This window comes from Fuchsiella alkaliacetigena, assembly GCF_023227765.1.
Classification (GTDB): Bacteria; Bacillota; Halanaerobiia; order Halobacteroidales; family Acetohalobiaceae; genus Fuchsiella; species Fuchsiella alkaliacetigena.
The window spans coordinates 1-17,583 of record NZ_JALKBZ010000047.1; the positions used below are offsets into that span (position 1 = coordinate 1).

General features: G+C 37.1%; 13 protein-coding genes. 11 read left to right on the forward strand and 2 right to left on the reverse strand.

Annotated elements, in window-relative coordinates:
• The first annotated feature begins 211 nt into the window (after window positions 1-211).
• A complete protein-coding gene (locus MWH30_RS11315) occupies window positions 212-2,260 on the forward strand; it encodes a SpoIIE family protein phosphatase (protein ID WP_248664198.1) in 2,049 nt (682 codons plus the stop codon).
• 297 nt (window positions 2,261-2,557) lie between these two features.
• Window positions 2,558-4,414, forward strand: a complete 1,857-nt coding sequence (locus MWH30_RS11320) for a methyl-accepting chemotaxis protein (protein ID WP_248664199.1) — start codon at window positions 2,558-2,560, stop codon at window positions 4,412-4,414.
• 82 nt (window positions 4,415-4,496) lie between these two features.
• On the opposite strand, the gene MWH30_RS11325 is transcribed toward MWH30_RS11320, so the two are convergent.
• Window positions 4,497-5,051, reverse strand: coding sequence for a rubrerythrin family protein (locus MWH30_RS11325; protein ID WP_248664200.1), 555 nt, complete (start codon window positions 5,049-5,051; stop codon window positions 4,497-4,499).
• Window positions 5,052-5,320: 269 nt separating this feature from the next.
• On the opposite strand from MWH30_RS11325, the gene MWH30_RS11330 reads away from it, so the two are divergent.
• The 6 genes from MWH30_RS11330 (at window position 5,321) to recJ (ending at window position 14,188) form a co-directional block, all read left to right on the forward strand.
• The gene (locus MWH30_RS11330; protein ID WP_248664201.1) at window positions 5,321-5,626 is read left to right on the forward strand and encodes a hypothetical protein; all 306 of its coding nucleotides are present in this window, start codon (window positions 5,321-5,323) and stop codon (window positions 5,624-5,626) included.
• Window positions 5,627-5,639: 13 nt separating this feature from the next.
• Window positions 5,640-6,740, forward strand: a complete 1,101-nt coding sequence (locus MWH30_RS11335) for a plasmid pRiA4b ORF-3 family protein (protein WP_248664202.1) — start codon at window positions 5,640-5,642, stop codon at window positions 6,738-6,740.
• Window positions 6,741-6,897: 157 nt separating this feature from the next.
• Window positions 6,898-8,883, forward strand: a complete 1,986-nt coding sequence (locus tag MWH30_RS11340) for a UvrD-helicase domain-containing protein (RefSeq protein WP_248664203.1) — start codon at window positions 6,898-6,900, stop codon at window positions 8,881-8,883.
• Entirely contained in the window at window positions 8,876-11,074 is a 2,199-nt protein-coding gene (locus tag MWH30_RS11345; protein WP_248664204.1) for an ATP-dependent helicase, read from the forward strand. Before MWH30_RS11340 ends, MWH30_RS11345 begins: the two co-directional genes overlap by 8 nt.
• Window positions 11,064-11,888, forward strand: coding sequence for a PD-(D/E)XK nuclease family protein (locus MWH30_RS11350; RefSeq protein WP_248664205.1), 825 nt, complete (start codon window positions 11,064-11,066; stop codon window positions 11,886-11,888). The genes MWH30_RS11345 and MWH30_RS11350 overlap by 11 nt, the downstream gene beginning before the upstream one ends.
• Window positions 11,888-14,188 carry a single-stranded-DNA-specific exonuclease RecJ gene (gene recJ / locus MWH30_RS11355; RefSeq protein WP_248664206.1) on the forward strand — a complete coding sequence of 767 codons (2,301 nt, stop codon included), beginning with the start codon at window positions 11,888-11,890 and terminating at the stop codon, window positions 14,186-14,188. The genes MWH30_RS11350 and recJ overlap by 1 nt, the downstream gene beginning before the upstream one ends.
• 54 nt (window positions 14,189-14,242) lie before the next feature.
• Here the strand turns inward: recJ and MWH30_RS11360 are convergent, their stop codons facing one another.
• Complete coding sequence (locus MWH30_RS11360) at window positions 14,243-14,638, reverse strand: hypothetical protein (RefSeq protein WP_248664207.1); 396 nt, start codon at window positions 14,636-14,638, stop codon at window positions 14,243-14,245.
• A gap of 227 nt (window positions 14,639-14,865) precedes the next feature.
• On the opposite strand from MWH30_RS11360, the gene MWH30_RS11365 reads away from it, so the two are divergent.
• The 3 genes from MWH30_RS11365 to MWH30_RS11375 all read left to right on the forward strand — a co-directional run bounded on the left by MWH30_RS11365 (window position 14,866) and on the right by MWH30_RS11375 (window position 17,485).
• Window positions 14,866-15,480, forward strand: coding sequence for a restriction endonuclease (locus MWH30_RS11365; protein ID WP_248664208.1), 615 nt, complete (start codon window positions 14,866-14,868; stop codon window positions 15,478-15,480).
• A gap of 94 nt (window positions 15,481-15,574) precedes the next feature.
• Complete coding sequence (locus tag MWH30_RS11370) at window positions 15,575-16,867, forward strand: MFS transporter (protein ID WP_248664209.1); 1,293 nt, start codon at window positions 15,575-15,577, stop codon at window positions 16,865-16,867.
• 18 nt (window positions 16,868-16,885) lie between these two features.
• Window positions 16,886-17,485 (forward strand): restriction endonuclease, encoded by a 600-nt coding sequence (locus tag MWH30_RS11375; RefSeq protein WP_248664210.1) that lies wholly within the window; start codon window positions 16,886-16,888, stop codon window positions 17,483-17,485.
• Window positions 17,486-17,583 lie beyond the last annotated feature (98 nt).

Consider the following 17,583-nt stretch of genomic DNA (forward strand, 5'->3'; position numbering starts at 1 on the left):
CTTTTTCTATTTAATCAAGTCTAAATCCTATATTTGCGATTTGACTTTTTCAATTTAAGTTCTTGCAATGCTAGTGAGAATTAATAAATTAATAGCAATTTGTTTTGGTAAATCAAGCAATTTTATGGTATTACTAGGATTATAGGTGTTTAACAGATTCCAATTTAAAGAGTCTTTAAAGTAATTGTGTTTAACAAGGGGGGAGGGTTATATGCAAAATGATAAAGATACTTATATAAGTAGCTTAGAGAATATCAAAGAAAAGTTAGAGATTACTTTAGAAGGAATTGGTGATGGGGTAATTGCAACTGATGCTGAGGCTAAAATAACTTTAATGAATTCGGTAGCAGAAGATTTAACTGGTTGGAGTAAGGAGAAAGCGATTGGAAAAGAAATTGATGAAGTTTTAAGGTTAGTTCATGAAGAAACGAAGGAAGAAGTAGTGAATCCAGTAAAAAAAGCTTTAGAGATTGAACAAATAGTTAAACTACCTAAGAAAACGAACTTAATTACTAAGTCTGCTTGTGAAGTACCAATTGATGATTCTACTTCTCCAATTAAAGATAAAGAGGGCAACTTAAAGGGAGCAATATTGATTTTTAGAGATATTAGTGCAGAAAGAAGGCTAAAGAAGGAATTAAATAAGAGCAAGGACTTTCTCATTACAGTATTAAACTCTATTGCTGCTAATATTGCTGTGCTAGATGAAAAAGGTTATATAATTCAAACTAATAATAAATGGAGAGAATTTCATAGAAATAATGACGGACAAATTTCTAATTGGAATAATGAAATTAACTATTTAGAGGTATGCCAAAAATCGTATAATAATGGAACTGAAGATGCTAAAGTAGCAGCCGAAGGGATTAAAAAGGTAATTCAGGGCGAAGAAGAGATTTTTGAATTTGAATATTCTTGTCATTCTCCTACTGAAAAAAGATGGTTTAATATGAAGGTTACTCCTCTAACAGAGGAATATCCTACTAAAGTAGTTACTTTTCATATTGATATTACTTTTAGAAGATTAGCTGAAGAAAAGGTTAAAGAGAAGAGTCAAAAATTAGAGAAAGCAAACCAACAGATTAATCAAGTTTTAGATAAAGGTATGGAGATTCACAAGCAGTTTTTACCTAAGGAACTACCAGATGTCGAAGGGATATCTATAGCTAGTTACTATGAGCCAGCCGAAAGAGTTGGGGGAGACTTTTATAACTTCATTAAGCTTGACGGCTACTTATTAGTTTATTTAGTTGATATTACTGGACATAGTTTGGATGGAGCTATACTGAATATCTTTATTAGGGAGTGTATTAATAACTTTCTATTGTTTGAATATCGGAAGGGAAGGAATCTATCTCCTAAAAATATAATCCAATTTATAATTGAAAGATATAATGAGGAGGACTTCCCGGATGATTATTTTGCTTGTATTTTAATTGGAGCTTTAGATTTAACTAGTATGGAATTTACTTTTATTAATGCTGGTTTTCAGTTTCCTCCAATGAGAATAACTGAAAGTGGCAAGGTTTTTTCATTATCTTGCGGAGGAATGCCTATCTCTTCAGCTATTAGTTATGAATTGCCTTTAGGATATACTGAAGAAGTATTGGATTTTAAAGAAGGAGAGGGGTTACTTTTAACAAGCGACGGTTTAATTGAGGAGTATGTTCATAATAAACGGTACGGAGAAGAGCGTTTACAAGCTGTTTTAAAGGATAATCATAGACTTCCTCCTGATTTAATTGCAGATAAGATTAAAGGTGATTTTAAGGAGTTTGCGGGTAGCTTAACTGGACATGATGATATAACCTTTGTTATTTTAAAAAGGGATTTGCCAATTATTGATGAATTTAAAAGAAAATTTAAGAGTAGTATTGAAGTAATGTATCAGGTGCAGGAAGAGTTAACAGAGTTTATTATTCCTTATTATGAGGAATCTACTTTAATTTGTATTGGTTTTCAAGAGATAGCTGCTAATGCAATCGAGCACGGGAATAAGATGGATGAAAATAAAGCGGTTGAGATAAAAGCAGAGGTTACTGAAAAATATATTAAAATTATCATTAAAGATGAGGGGGAAGGTTTTGATTGGCAAAGTAAGGTTAATCAAAGCTTTAATATAGAAAAAGAGGCTCAAATTGAGAAAGAGAGAGGGAGAGGAATTAAGATGATCAATGAGTTATATGATGAAATCTGCTATAATGAGCGGGGGAATGAAGTATATCTGTTGAAGTTTAGAAAAAGTAAAACAAACTGTTAGTTAATATGAATCTGAGGATTATGTAGAAGTTCGCGAGCTTTAAATTTGGGACTGCTGTCGACTTTTTTCTCCTTGGTTTTTAGCTATTAGATGGAAGGGTTAGATACATCTGCTCTATTTATTCATTAGCTGTTCTAAAAGGTGTGCTCAAGAGTTAAGAGAGGACTTAAAAGAGTATTTAAGAATTTTATATTTTAAGATATGAAAATTGCTTCATTACATAAAAAAGCACTTGTAGAATTGACCAGTTTGTGATAAACTTGTCATTGTAATTAAATAATTGAGGTGATTAATGAGATGATTAAGAGTTTGAACTTAAAAATAAAAGTACTAATATTATTAAGTGTGGGCATAATAATCATGGGAATTATAATTGGAGTGGCTGTGAGTAATAGTCAAAATAATCTTTTAAGTACAGTTATTGCTGATAATATAGAGTCTAATGTTGCTACAATACAGGATATTTTTGAACGTAATACTCAACAGGCTTTAGGAGTTTCTATTTCTATGGCTAACTTACCTCAGATCAGAGAGGCTGCTGAGGAAGAAGATAGGGAGTTGGCTATTGAGAGCTTATTACCTGTTTATGAATCTTTGGAAGAACTTGGTTTTTCTGTTCTTCATTTGCGAGCCCCATATGATACTTCTTTGGTGCGGGCCCAGGATATTGATACATATGGTGATGTTGCAGATAGAAAGCCAATTTCGGATACTGCCCAGTTGGCTCAGTCTTTGACTGGTTTTGATCAGGCACCTTTTGGGATGGGAATGAGGGGTTGGAGTCCTGTGTTATCCTCTGAAGGTGAAGTAGTTGGAACTATGGAAACTAATATTGAATTTACTGAAGACTTATTAAACCAGATTAAAGAGGCTTTGAATGTGGAATTAGCTGTTTTTACTCCCGAGAATGGAGATTATGGAGTGACAATTGAGACTGCTCAATATAGCGACTTAGTTGATCAAGATCTTTTTACTGAAGCAGAATCAGGAATGACGGAAATGGTACAAGTAGGAGATATAGCTTATTCACTCTTTCCAGTTGAAAGTTACGAGGGAGAAGTATTGGCTCTAGTTGGGGTTTTTAGTGATGTGAGTGGATATAATAATCTTATTTCAGGTGAAACTAATAAGTTATTAATTATTATTGCTTTAGTTGGTTTAGCAATTATTGCTCTTATATTCTTTTTAGTTTATATTTCACTACGACCTATTGATGAATTAGTTAAAGTAGTAAATTTAGCTGCCGATGGTGATTTAAGTAGTGAAGTGGATATTGATTCTAAGGATGAAATAGGGCTTTTAGCTAAAGGGATAAATAAGATGATCAGAAACTTACGCAGGCTTTTAACGGAGATAAATCAAGAGATTAAGGGGGCAATTCAAAATGTTTCTGCTACTAGTCAAGAACTATTAGCATCAGCTGAAGAGGGAAATGCCAGCATAGAAACTGCTAATGGTTTAATTGAAAATATGTCGGCTAGTATAGAGGAGATTTCAGCTAGTGCAGAGGAAGTTGCCAGTTTTTCTGAAGAGGCTAGCTTAGAAACTGACCAAGGTAGTGAAACTATTAAATCAACAATAGATAGTATTAAAGAAATTAACCAGGTAGTCGATGAAACTGTAGAAGTGATTAATGAATTAGATGATACTTCCGAAGAGATCGGTGAAATAGTGGGATTGATCACTGATATTGCCGAACAGACTAATCTGTTAGCTTTAAATGCAGCTATTGAAGCGGCTAGAGCTGGTGAGCACGGACAAGGTTTTGCTGTGGTGGCTGAAGAGATTAGAGAATTAGCTGGTGAAACTGCGGAGGCGACGGATAAAATCTCTGGCTTAGTTAAGAGAACTCAAAAGCAGTCTCAAGAAGGAACTCAAAAGGTAAGCGAAGTTAAGGAGAAGGCTAGTAAAGGTCAAGAGGTTGCTGAAGAAACTGAAAAGGCATTTAATAAAATTAAAAATTCAGTTCAGGAGACTTCAGTTCAGATAGAACAGACAGCTAGTGCAGTTAATGAGTTAGCTCAAAGCAGTGAGCAGATAACAGGTGCTACAGATGATATAATGGTTATGTCCGATGAAGTTTCTAATTCTGCTCAAAGATTGACGGCTATGACTCAGGAGTTAGAGGAGTTAGTTGAGCAGTTTAAGTTGTAATGCTAAATAGGGCCCTATTCTTTTAGAGTAGGGCCCTATTTTTGATTATAAAATAAGTATTTTCTAAATTTTTGTATAATTATTATCTGAATTCTTTAAACTGCTCTGCGGAAGCACCACAAACTGGACATTTATCTGGTTTATCATCTTTTACCGTATGTCCACAGACTTCACAGATACTTACGTATTCTAAATCATAATCATTGCCGGCTTCTACAGCTTCTTTAGCTTCATTAAATAATTTAGAGTGAATTTTTTCGGCTTCTAAGGCATAGTGGAAAGACTTAACTGCTTCTTTTTCTCCTTGGTCTTTAGCTACTAGATGGAAGGCCGGATACATTTGTTCAATTTCAAAATCTTCTCCAGCAATGGCTCCTTCCAAATTATCTGCTGTTGAGCTCATTCCAAATACTGCTCCGGCAGCAACTAAGCTATCTCCTTCAACATTTGCTAATACTTCAAAGTGATTACCGGCGTGTACTTCTTCAGCATAAGCAATTGCTTCAAATAAGACTGCTACTTTAGGAAAACCATCCTTTTTTGCTTTGTCGGCCCAAGCGATATAACGTTGATAGGCCTGACTTTCTCCCCCAAAGGCCGATTGTAGGTTTTGAATTGTGATATCGTTTTTTACCATTATTATTTACCTCCTCGATAGGTCAGTTTTATTGTAAATGAAACTTCCTAAATTATAGTATTAGTGTAAATGTTATATTTTATGTTCTGGATGGCTTTTAATTGATAAGGATGATATCCTGTTGAGAACTGCTTTTTTAACAAGTTGTTCAAAATATAATATATGAATGATATTTGGTAGTTAAGATATTTTATTCATAGGCAGGATATTATTAATTTTAATTGAAATAATAAGCATATAAGCCGATAAAATAAGAAAGGAGCTGAAAAATGCTAGAACAACAATTGAAGGATGAGTGTTGTTGGTGTGGTAGCAATATGTCATCAGGTGATTTATGGAGTGTTGAGGCTAGATTTAATGAAAATAGCAAACTAACAGTTAAAGAGGAAGGTTATATTAAAGAAGGTTTTAGTATTGGTAATAAAGAAAATATATGGATTCTAATTATTGGCAAAAAATCTCCAGCTAAAAAGCAGGGAGTCGATATTTTATTTATCACTTGTTCTAAAAGATGTGCTCAAGAGTTAAGAGAGAACTTAAAAGAGGATTTAAGATTTCATAGCCTATTTACGTAAAGGAGGGGTTATAATGTTGACTATCAATTGTACTGCTAAATTAAGGGATGAGCTGGATTTTGAAATTGAGCCAGTAGCGGAAGATAAAGATGATTTTTATAATTGGCATGCTAACCTTTTTAGGTTTAATAGAAGAAAGTGTGTAATTCTAATGAATGTAAAAAGCAGATATTCAATTGTTCTATACGGATTAAAAAAGAATAATTTTAAAGATTTCAGTAACTTATGTAGGCAGGCCATTAGAAAAAACTTTAAAGCTGATAAAATAGATGAACGTTATATTGAAAAGTATATGGATGAGATAGAGGTAGTTAAATATACTAAAACCTATGATAGAAGTATTCTCGGTTCAATGAATAGTACGAAACAAGATACAGAATTCAGATTTAAAGACTTTTTGCCTACGCGAAGGATGAATTTAACTAGACTAAATAAAGCTAATAATAGAACACCTATTTTGAGCGCAGATATAGCTTATCCAATAGAGGCTTTAGAGAACGCTTTTGAAGAGAGAATGGGAAAACTTAGGCAAAAAGTTTATTATTTCAAAGTAAGTCTTAAGGATATAGAGCCGCAGATTTGGCGTCGGATTGGAGTTCCGGCAACCTATACTTTCTGGAATTTACACGTAGCAATTCAGGATGCTATGGGCTGGCTAGATTATCATTTGCATGAGTTTAAAATAAAGAATCCTGATACTGAGAAAGAAGCAGAAATTAGTTATCCAGATATGGATGGTGCTGAGCATTTTTTGATCAGTTGGGAAGAAAGGATTGCTGATTATTTTGATAGTCAAAATAAGAAAGCAACTTACATTTATGATTTTGGAGATTACTGGCAACATGAAATAGAATTAGAAGAGATTAGTCCTGCTCAAGAGGGGGAGGAGTATCCAGTCTGCTTAGATGGAGCTAGGGCCTGTCCCCGAGAAGACTGCGGTGGAGTTGGGGGCTATGAGAGATTATTAGAGGTATTAGCTGATCCTGAACATGATGATTATCAGCATATGAAGGATTGGGCTGGTAGCAATTATGATCCTGAATATTTTAAAGTTGAGGAAGTGGAGTTTGATGATCCGGAGAGAAGATTAAGTAGGTTAAAACTGGGTTGGTGATAAATTAAGCTCCACCTTGAAGATAAGGGTGGAGCTTTTTGATTCCAGCCAAGTTCAAAAAAGGAATTCCCTAAGCTACGCCTAAATATATAAATAAGCAACAGTAGTATAATCAACTAAAATTTCGTCAATAAAGAAAAACGAGTAGGTGTTAGCAATGCAGAGAATATATGTAGGCCCTACGGGGTCGGGCAAAACAACTATTTTACAGGAAAAGTATAGAGAGAAGGTAAAGCAGAGTAAAACTGAAGACTGTTTAGTTTTTGCTAAAGATGCTGGCGACGTTAGTAACTGGCGTTTAGAGATAGACTTAAAGCAGATGGGCCCGCTACAGATCTTCAGCTATTTCGGCTTTATCCAACAAGAGCTAAAGCAGTATTGGCATCTAGTGGATGAAGAGCTACCTGGAGGACGGAAGAGCTTAGAACCCACCTTTATGACCGTAGAGCCGGCTCATTACTTAATGAGTGAGTTAGTGCGGGAGGCTCGAGAAGAAGGAGCCTTTGCTAGTGTTAAAGCTACTTCGGAGCAGATTGCGGTTCAGTTAATCGATAACCTTAATTTAGCGGCGATGAATAGCTTAAATAAAGAGCAGTTAGAGGATAAGCTCTTGGGTTGGGCCGGCGCTGACTTAGATAAGGCTGCTGCCTATGAGCAGGGTTTAGAATTAATGCTTAAATTTAAAGAGCTGGCCCGGGAAGAACGCTGTTTAGACTATTCAACTCTGATTAAGCTTTATCATCAGCATTTGCTGAATGATTCTCAGTACTGTCAAGAGCTGTTAGGTAGGTATCATTACTTAATAGTCGATGATTTAGAAAAGATGGTACCCGGGGCCCAACAGTTGATTTTAAAGCTGATGGAAGGGGTGGAAGAGAGCTACTTCAGTTTTAATCCTGAAGGAGGCTTTGGTAGGTTCTTTGGTTCGGCGCCGGAGATGGCTCGAGAAAACTTTTTTCCACGTTGTGAGTTAGTGGAGCTAGAGGGGTCTTATACCTCTTCGGAGCGGGCCCGCAGTTTAGTTCAAAATCTAATGGCTCAGATTTTAGAAGATCAGCCTTTAGCAGAAAGTCCTTACATAAAAGATAGAATTCTCACTGATCTGCGTGGAGAGATGCTAGTTCAAGTTGGAGAACAGATAGTAGAGTTAATCGAGCAAGGAATAGAACCGGGACAGATTGCGGTAATTGCTCCTAGTGTGGATCAAGTTTTGGACTTTGCTTTGACTAAATATTTAGAAGATAGGGGTTATAACTTATTAAATTTGAGCAGCGATCGTCGCTTGTTGGATAACTCTTTTGCTGAAGCTTTGATAGTACTTTCCTTATTGGCTAATCCAGAGTGGAAGTTGGAACTTAACTTTTCTTCTTTATTACATACTTTGAGTCTAGTTTTGGAGTTAGATCCGGTGCGCAGCGCTTTGTTGAGCGAGGAAATATTCAAGAATAAATTAGAATTGCCTGATTTAGATAAGGTAGGCTTAAGAGCGCGTTTGGGCTTTGCCAATAGTGACAGCTATGAACAGCTAAAAGAGTGGTTGTTAGAACAACAGAACTGTGATTTTGAACTGGATTACTTTTTAGGGAGAATTTTTGCTGAACTGCTGGCTCCTTTAACGCCGGCAGAAAAGGATATTCTAGCCTGTCGGCAGTTGATCGATTCTATAGCTAAGTTTAAGGAGGTGGGCCGAGCTTACTGGCCTCAAGAGGAGTTGAACCGTAGGTTTATGAAAATGTTGCAGAAAGGTACTTTGGCTGCTAAGGTTTTATTTAAGTCGGCTGATGTTCAGGATCAAGTTTTGCTTTCAACTCCCTATTCTTTTCTTTCTTTTTCCCATCTTGATAGTGTCAAATACCAGTTTTGGCTGGATATTTCCAATCAGCTCTGGTTACAGGGGAGTAGCAAGGAGTTAAGTAATCCCTATCTACTTTCTCAGCGGGAGTTAGAAGAAAGCTGGAGCGATAGCATAGACCGCTCTCTGCGTAAGCAGCAGCTGTGTGATTACTTACGGAGTTTATTAGGCAAGTCTACTCAAGGTTTATATCTAGCTGACAGCTATTTAAGCAGTAGAGGTTGGGAACAGGATGGGGTCTTGGCTGACTGGTTAAGCGCGGACTATTTAGGGGTGAGTGCTGATGATTAAACTACGTCCAGGTCAAAAGGAAGTAGCTCAATACCGTCAGGGAATGATGGCAGTGCCAGCTGTACCTGGAGCTGGGAAGACTACTGTTTTGGCCTATCTAGCTGCTGAGTTGATTGCCGAAGGCCATTCTCAGCCGGGTAAGATCTTAATAGTTACCTATATGAACTCGGCTGTTTCTAATTTTCGGACTCGTATTGGTGAGTTTTTAGAAGCGCGAGGTGAGAATGCTAATCGGGGTTATGAGATCAAAACCCTTCATTCTCTAGCGGTTAGTATTTTGCGTGAAAGGCCCGATTATCTTTTAATTAATCAGGAGTTTCAGATTTTAGACCAGTATCAGCAGGGGGAGATAATTTCCGAACTTACTCAAAAGTGGTTGACTGAAAATCGAGATAGGTGGGAGCCATTAATAACTGTTGAAGATAGCGATTATTGGCAGAATAAAGCAGTAGAAGATTGGACTACCAAACACTTTCCTTCCTTGGTGCGTAATATGATTGCTACTATCAAATCTAGAGGCCTTAGTACGGCCGAGGTTGAGGAGTTGCCTGCTGAGTTACCTGAGGACTCTTATTTACCTTGGGTTTGTGAGATTTACAGTGAATATATGCAGATTTTACATAATCAAGGCTGTTTAGACTTCGATGATTTAATTTTGCAAGCTTTTCGTTTATTAAAGGAAGATCAAGAGTTAAGGCAGCGCTTACAAACAAAGTGGAGCTATATTTTTGAAGATGAGGCTCAAGACTCCAATCCTCTTCAAGAGGAAATTTTACACCTATTGGCTGGTCAAGGAGGTAATTTAGTTCGGGTTGGAGACTCTAACCAGGCAATTATGGGTACCTTTACTGCTGCTGAACCGGAGTTATTTAGAAATTTTTGTAAACGGAAAGAGGTGCAAAAAGAGTCGATTCTCTATTCCAGTCGTAGTACTGAACAGATTATCGATTTAGCTAATTATTTGGTACAGTGGGTACGGAATGAACACCCTCAACCGGAGTGTCGCGATGCTTTAGCGGAACAGTTAATTAATCCGGTAGGTGAAGATGATCCAGCTCCTAATCCGGTGATAGATGAGTATCGGCTAGCAGCTGAAGAGTTTAATAGTCAGCAGGAAGAGTTAGCAAAGGTGGCCTATTATGCAGCTCATCATATTGAGCATAATCCTGAGAATACTGCTGCTATTTTAGTGCCTAATCGTTACGCTAAAGCTGATTTAATAGCAGAATTGGAGAACTTATCAGCCCCCTTTGAGGAATTAAGCGGCTTGGGGGAAGAGGAACAGAGAACTATTGATAGCTTAAGGCTAGCTATTGAGGCCTTGGCTCAGCCGCAGCGGACTAAAAAAATGGGTCGTCTACTTAAGGAGGTATTTTTAAGAGAGTTTTCAGCTGTTGAGTTAGAAGTAGTTGATATACTCTTAGCTGAGTTGAAATTAGAAGAGCTTCTTTATCCTTTAGGTGACCAGCTATCTACTACTCGTTTGCCGGAAGAATTACTGAAAAGTCAGGAGCTATTTACTGAGTTTAAGCAGGCTTTAGAGAAGCTCCGTTTGTGGTTGGAGGCCAGTCTTGAGCTGGCTCCTGATAAGCTAGTTCTATTTTTAGCTGAGGAATTGAACCTGGAGGAGGATACTTTAGCTTTAGCTCAGGGAATTGCTTTACAGATCAGAGATGAGTTAAAACTGAATTCTCACTGGCGTTTATTGGATATTGTAGAGGAGCTACCACGTTTAGAACCTTCCTTTAGGAATTTTGTGAAGAATCTGCATAAAACTAGAGGCTTTGAAGCACAGTCGGGAGTTATTACTGTATTGACGGCTCATAAGGCTAAAGGCTTGGAGTGGGATACCGTTTATTTAACATCTTTAACTTCCTGGGAGCATCCTAGTACCCTTGCAGATAAGTTTAGAGGGGAAAACTGGTATTTAAAGGAGCAGCGCTGTAATCCGGAAGCCTTAGCTAAGGCTGAGCTGGATTACTGTTTGGAGCGGCAGGTGGGAACTAATCCTTTGCAGGCGGCTAAACTGGCTAATATTAAGGAACGGTTACGGCTGTTATATGTGGCTATTACTAGAGCTAAGAAAAATCTCTTTTTAAGTAGTTATAGTGCTAAAAGGACTGAGCCTAGTCGATCTTTTCAGGCTTTAGCTGAATTTATAGAGAGGGAGCGAGAAGAGTATGTTAGTTAGAGATATAGAGAAGTTATACTTCAGTAAATCGGCTTTAGGCTGCTATGATATCTGTCAATTGAAGTTTCGTCGGCGTTATTTGGACGGGCTTTTTTTAAATAGTAACTGGGTAATGGATAAAAAGGAACAGGATTTTTGGCAACTGGGCCGTAAATTCCATACCTTAGCTGAAAGATATTATTCTCGCCAAGGTTTTATAGAGGAGCAGAGTTTGCTTTCGGAGCAGTTAATCACCTGGTTAGAGCGTTTAATAGAGCTTAGACCCTATAATGAAGAGGATATTTTCTTACCGGAGCAGGAGTTAAGGCTTAATGAGGATGGTTTAAGATTAGTAGCTAAATATGATTTGCTCTATATAACTGCCCAAGGAAAGGTGGTTATTTATGATTGGAAGACTAATTCTAAGCCTAGTAAAAAGGAGTATCGGCGTAAGAATATTCAGACGATGGTTTATAGATATGTATTAGCACAGGCTGGGGGAGTTTATTCACCTACTGGTTCTTTTGAACCGGAGGATATTTCTGTTATTTACTGGAATCCTCGTTTTCCGAAGCAGGTGGAGCCAATTAGTTACCATGCTCAGCAAGTGCTTAAGGATCAGCGTACTTTAGAGGATAAGATTACTCAGATTAAGAATCAGGACTATGATAATTTTTTAGCTACTACCGATGAAAAGATCTGTGCTTACTGTGAATATCGACCTATTTGTCACGGGAAGCGAACTTTGCAGTTAGATCAAGAGGATGATGAACTGGATTTGGATTTTGATTGGGATACTGTGGAAGAGATCAATATGAGCGAAGGTGGATTTTAATGGAACTAGAAGTGCAAGTACCTGCGGAGATAAAAGTCCCGGAATGGTTACTAGAACAGCTTGGTGGTTCAAAGCTGCTGGCCCAGATTTTTTGGCAAAGAGGGATTAGGACTAAGGAAGAGCTAAAGGCCTTCTTGCAACCTAAATATTATCAGCCGAGTGATCCTTATAGCTGGCCAGGAATGAGCGAAGCAGTAAACTTGCTTTTAAGTGCTGTGGAATCTCAAAAGCGGATAGTAGTTTACGGTGACTATGATGTGGATGGAATAACTTCTACAGCTATCTTGTTTTCTTTATTAGAGAAGCTAGGAGCTGAGGCTGATTATCACTTGCCGGATAGATTTAGCGAAGGTTATGGTTTAAATAAAGAGGTAATTAGAGAACTAGCAGAGCAGGGAGTAGAGTTGATTTTGAGTTGTGATTGTGGAATTTCCAACTTTGAGGAGGTTGCTTTGGCTCAGAAATTAGGAATGCAGGTGCTGATTACCGACCATCATCAGCTACCTGCTCAGTTGCCCGAAGCTGAGGTGATAGTATCATCGAAGTTATTATCGGCGGAGGATAAGGCTTGCTATTTACCTGGGGCGGGAGTGGCTTATTATTTAGCCCAGGCTTTATTAACTGAGTTGGATAAGGGAGAGGAAGTAACAGAGTTTTTAGATCTGCTGGCTTTAGCTATTGTAGCCGATGTGGTGCCTTTGCAAAAAGAGAATCGCTATCTTTTACAGCGGGGTCTAAAAGCTTTAAAAGAAACTAATAGGCTAGGTTTAAAGGAGTTATATAAACTATTGGAGTTAGATTTAAATACCCTTACGGCTGAGCAGGTGGCTTTTCAAATCACTCCTCGGCTTAATGCTGCGGGTCGTTTAGCTACGGCGGAACTTGGTTTGGAACTGTTATTGACCGATGATCTTAAAGAGGTTCAAGAGTTAGCTGTTGAGATTGATGAGCTAAATACTCAACGTAAGGAAATAGGCACTGAGATTTATGAGGAAGCTGTAGCTTTGTTGGAGGAGCAGCAAGAAAGAAGTTCTATTGTGCTTTATAGGGCCCATTGGCATCAAGGTGTAATTGGGATTACCGCTGCTCGTCTTTGTGAGCAGTTCCATAAACCTGTGCTTTTGTTATCTGAAAAGCAGGGTGGAGGAGAGATAGTTGGTTCGGCTCGTTCTATTGAAGGAGTCCATATTTACGAAGCTTTGCAGGAATGTGAGCAGTTTTTAGTTGCTTTTGGAGGCCATGCTGGCGCAGCTGGTCTTTCTTTAAAGCGGGAGCAGTTGACGGCTTTTATTAAAAGCTTAGAGTCAGTTTTAGCTAAGCAGATGGCTAATTTAAAAGGAGTTAAAAAGATTGAGGTAGAGGCTAGTTTAGATTTTAATCAGTTGGATTTGAATCTTTATCGTCAACTGCAACGCTTGGCTCCCTTTGGGGAGGCAAATCCTCGTCCTACTTTCTTTAGTACTGGAGTGGAGGCTACTTGGCAAAAAGCTACTCAAGATGGTCAGCATCGCCGCTTAGTGTTAAGACAACATGGAGAAGAATACCCGGCTATTTGGTGGTGGGGAGGCGAGGAGGAATTAGCAAAGAACTTCGATCTTGTTTACTCTCTAACTCTCAACCGCTGGCAGGGTAAGGGAGAACTTCAATTAGAGGTAAAAGAAGTGTTAGCTAGTGCTCCCTCTCCAGTTGAGGCAACTGAAGCTAAAGAACAGGAATTGGAAATAGAGGACTGGCGAAACTGGCAGCATTTAGGACAGCAGTTACCGAAAGTGCTTGATGCTTTATACTTCTATGAAGGTACTGAAATTTTTAATGAAGTAGATAGGATTACTCGTTATCAAGCCAGCCAGGCTCCCAGCTTGGTTTTGCTTTCCTGTCCACCATCAGTAAAAATTTTGAAAGATTTGCTGAAAGAAGTTCAACCCCAACGACTTATTTTAGCTTATTCCGAGTTGGAGTTGAAGTCGATTCAGAGCTTTTTAAAGGAGTTAATAGGCTTAATTAAGCATGTGTTGAAGGCTCAAGGTGGGCAGACTACTGTTAGGGATTTAGCTGTTTTTACAGCTCAGCGAGAAGAGACTGTTTTTTGTGCTTTGAAGTATCTTCAGCAACAAGGACTGATTAAGCTTGAATTTGGGGTTGGGGATAGACTTTGCTTGAGTAAAAGTAGGGGTGCTAAAGAGAAGCAGAATAGTCAAGAACAAAGACTAAAAGCCCTACTTAGTGAAAGTAGAGCCTTTAGAGATTATATGCTTACTAGGAGTTTGGTTCAGATTAAGAGATTGCTTCAATCGGAGTGAATAGCAAAAGGTTTTTCTTGAAATTTTTATACTGCTGGCTTATAAAGATTATGCTCAATCAGCAGAGATCTTTTTCTCTAAATTAACTTTTACTAGTCCAAATAGCTCTTCCCATAGCTCCTCTTCTAATTCCTTTACTCGTTCAATCCAATTATGGCCTAGGAGCATATTCAAACTATCTATGAAGGCATCAATGACGCGACAGAGAAAGAGTTTTAATTCTTTTTGGTTTAGCCAACTTAATTTATCATGCTCTTCTAGATACTCCATAATTTGAGCTATTACCCATTTCTTTTTTTCCTCTCCTCGGCCGGATTCTTCCCATTTTTCTTCAGCTTCAATGACTAATTCAAATATCTTTTCCCAGACTCCATCCCAAAGACCTTCGACAGCACTGTCCAGAACTTGTCGGGCAAGCTGATTAAGAAAGTTTAGAAATTTATTATGCAAGGTTAATCTCTCCTTTCTAAATTTGTTAATAACTTATTCAACGAGTTGAATTATTGTTACGCTTAAAGTTTTTTGAAAGCTGATTAACTGTTAAATCTTGTAATCGCAGAGGGGTTAATTGATAATTATGCTGTAGATTATTTATTTTTGCAGGAGATTTGATTTAAATCATAGAAAAAGTTATAGGAATTAATAATAATTATTCTGATGTTGGGTAGGTGATAAAGATGGATTATCTTCTTTTAGGGGGGTTGTTTTTTGCTTTAGGAGTTATAATTTCTCTACTAAGGTATTCAATGATTTCTCCTTTTATTTTATTGCCGGTGTTGCTGTTGACCTTATTAGTTTATTTTCGGAAATTTAAGGCAGATAATGCTAGTAATTCAGAAAGCATTAGTTTAAGTGATATAGATAATATGAGTGATTTTAGACTTAATGCTTTTTTGTATTATTTCTTTTCTAAAAAAGGATACCAAGTGAAAATGATCAGAGATTTTAATGACAAACCGGAAGAGGTGGCTTTAATTTTAAAAGATACCTCTGAAGATGAAGATGCTGTTGAAGATGGGAAAGAAGATGTTTTCGAAACTATTGTAATTACTAAGCTTTATGATGATACATTAAATGAAGAAATAGTCATAGAGGCTATGTTAGCTCAAGAAGATTATGACTGTCAAGAGGCTATGATAATTACCAATAGTTATTTTATTTCTTCAGCTCAAGAATTAGCTGCAAATAAGGGGATAAAACTGTGGAATAGAAATGATCTTAGCCAGGAGGTTGAAGCAAATCCAGTTCAATTTAAAGAGTTACCTGGGTCTTGGCGAACAGTTAGACACTAACTAAGCAAGTTATAAGTATAAATGATAGTTAAGTGACTCACTATAACTAGTAGTCTATCTATTCTATTAGTTATAGTGGAGGGTGAATAACTGTATGGAAGAACAGCAAAAGGAAGATATTAAGGCGGAGATTGAAGATAATTATAGATTTAATTTTGGGATTAGTATTTGTGAAGGTGCTTTTTATACCTTAGGTATGGGATTAGTAGCGGTTAGTACAATTTTACCGCTTTTTGTACGCCGTTTAACAGAATCAAGGCTCTTAATCAGCTTGATTACGGCTATTTTTATGTTTGGACTGCATTTTCCACAACTTTTTTCAGCTAGGTTAGTGGAGACGGCTGAGTTAAAGAAAAAATATGTGCTACTACTAGGCTTATTTCAGAGACTGCCGTGGTTATTTTTAACTTTATTAACTTACTTTTTATTTCCTGAGCGACAGTTACTGCTGTTAATTTCTTTTTTTGTTTTGTGGTCGGTTCATACTATTTTTTCCGGTTTGGTGGGCCCGCCCTGGTTTGATATGACCTTTAAAGTTATTCCTCAGGAAAAGCGAGGTCGTTTTTTTGGTTATCGCAGTTTTGTTAGTAGTGCTTTAGAGGTAGCGGGAGCTTTTTTGGCCGGTTATATAATTAAAAACTTTTCTTTTCAAAGTAGTTTTATTTGGTTGTTTGGCTTAACCTTTGCTGTTAAGATGCTTTCTTATTTATTTGTAGCTTTAATTAAAGAACCAGAATACACTACGGTTGAAGAAACAAAGGGTTTTAAAGAGTACTTCCAACATTTGAAAGATATTTTAAAAGAGAAAGCTAATTACCGCAACTATGTAATTGGAGCTACTTTGATTCAGTTTATTAATATGAGTAACGGCTTATTTACAGTAGCTGGAATAGAGCGCTTAAACTTAGAAGTAGAGCTGGCTGGAGGACTGGTAGGAATCTTTACTATTGTTTCAATAGCCAGTAAAAGTTTAACTAATATTCTTTGGGGCTACTTAGGTGATAACTGGGGACATAAACGAGTTATTTGGTTAGCTTCTCTGTTTAATGCGGCGGCAGTTTCAGTAGCCTACTTTGCTCAAGACAGATTTCTTTTTTATGTAGTATTTATTCTAACGGGAATTGCTTTGGGAGGACTCAGTGTTTCTTTTATGACTATAATTGCTGACTTTGCTCCTAGCTTAGAGGAGCGACCTACTTATGTGGGCTTAACTAATACGGTTATTGGCTTAACAGTGACCATAATTACTCTTTTAGGCGGTTTTTTGGCTGATATATTCAATTTCAGGTTAGTTTTTGCTATTTCTTTAGTAATGATTATTTTAGGAGTAGTAGTTTTAGTTTTTAAAGTAAAAGACCCTCGGATAGAGGAGTCATCAGCAGAATAAATAGGAAATGGTGGTACTATGTTTTATTTATTTTGGATAGGTTTATTTTTAATTTCAGGGATGATGGCAGCTTTTGTGGAGAATTCTTTGCTTTCGTTATGGTTTTATATTCCTTTATTTATACTTTTAGTTTTGATTTATCGGGGAGGGTTTGCTGCTAAAATAGAAAAAGGAGGTTCTAATTCTGGTAGAGTTAAAATTTCTGATATAGATCAGCTGACAGGCTTGGAGTTTGAAAAATTTTTATACCATTTATTCAATAGACAAGGATATCAGGCTGAAGTGACTAAGGACTCTAATGATCAAGGAGCAGATTTGATTTTAGTAAAGACTAAGCGGAAATTTTTCTTTAAAAAATCAAGCCAACGAATAGTTGTTCAGGCCAAACGTTATCAGGATAGTGTAGGTAATAGTGCTGTTCAACAGGTAGTAGCAGCTAAAGGACATTATGATTGTGACCAGGCTATGGTAGTTACCAATAGCTATTTTACTTCTTCAGCTAAGGAGTTAGCAAGCTCCAATCAGGTGGAGTTATGGAATAGAGAGCGTTTGCAGCAGGAGCTTAAAGAGACTCCGATTTTTTTCGCCAATCTACGCTTTTCTAATAACTTAACTTAAATAATAAAGTTGATTATTAATCTTGAATTCGGCAAGTAAAATAATCTAGACTTAAAAATTGAAAATAAAAGTGGGATTTCCCTTAATTCTCTGATAAA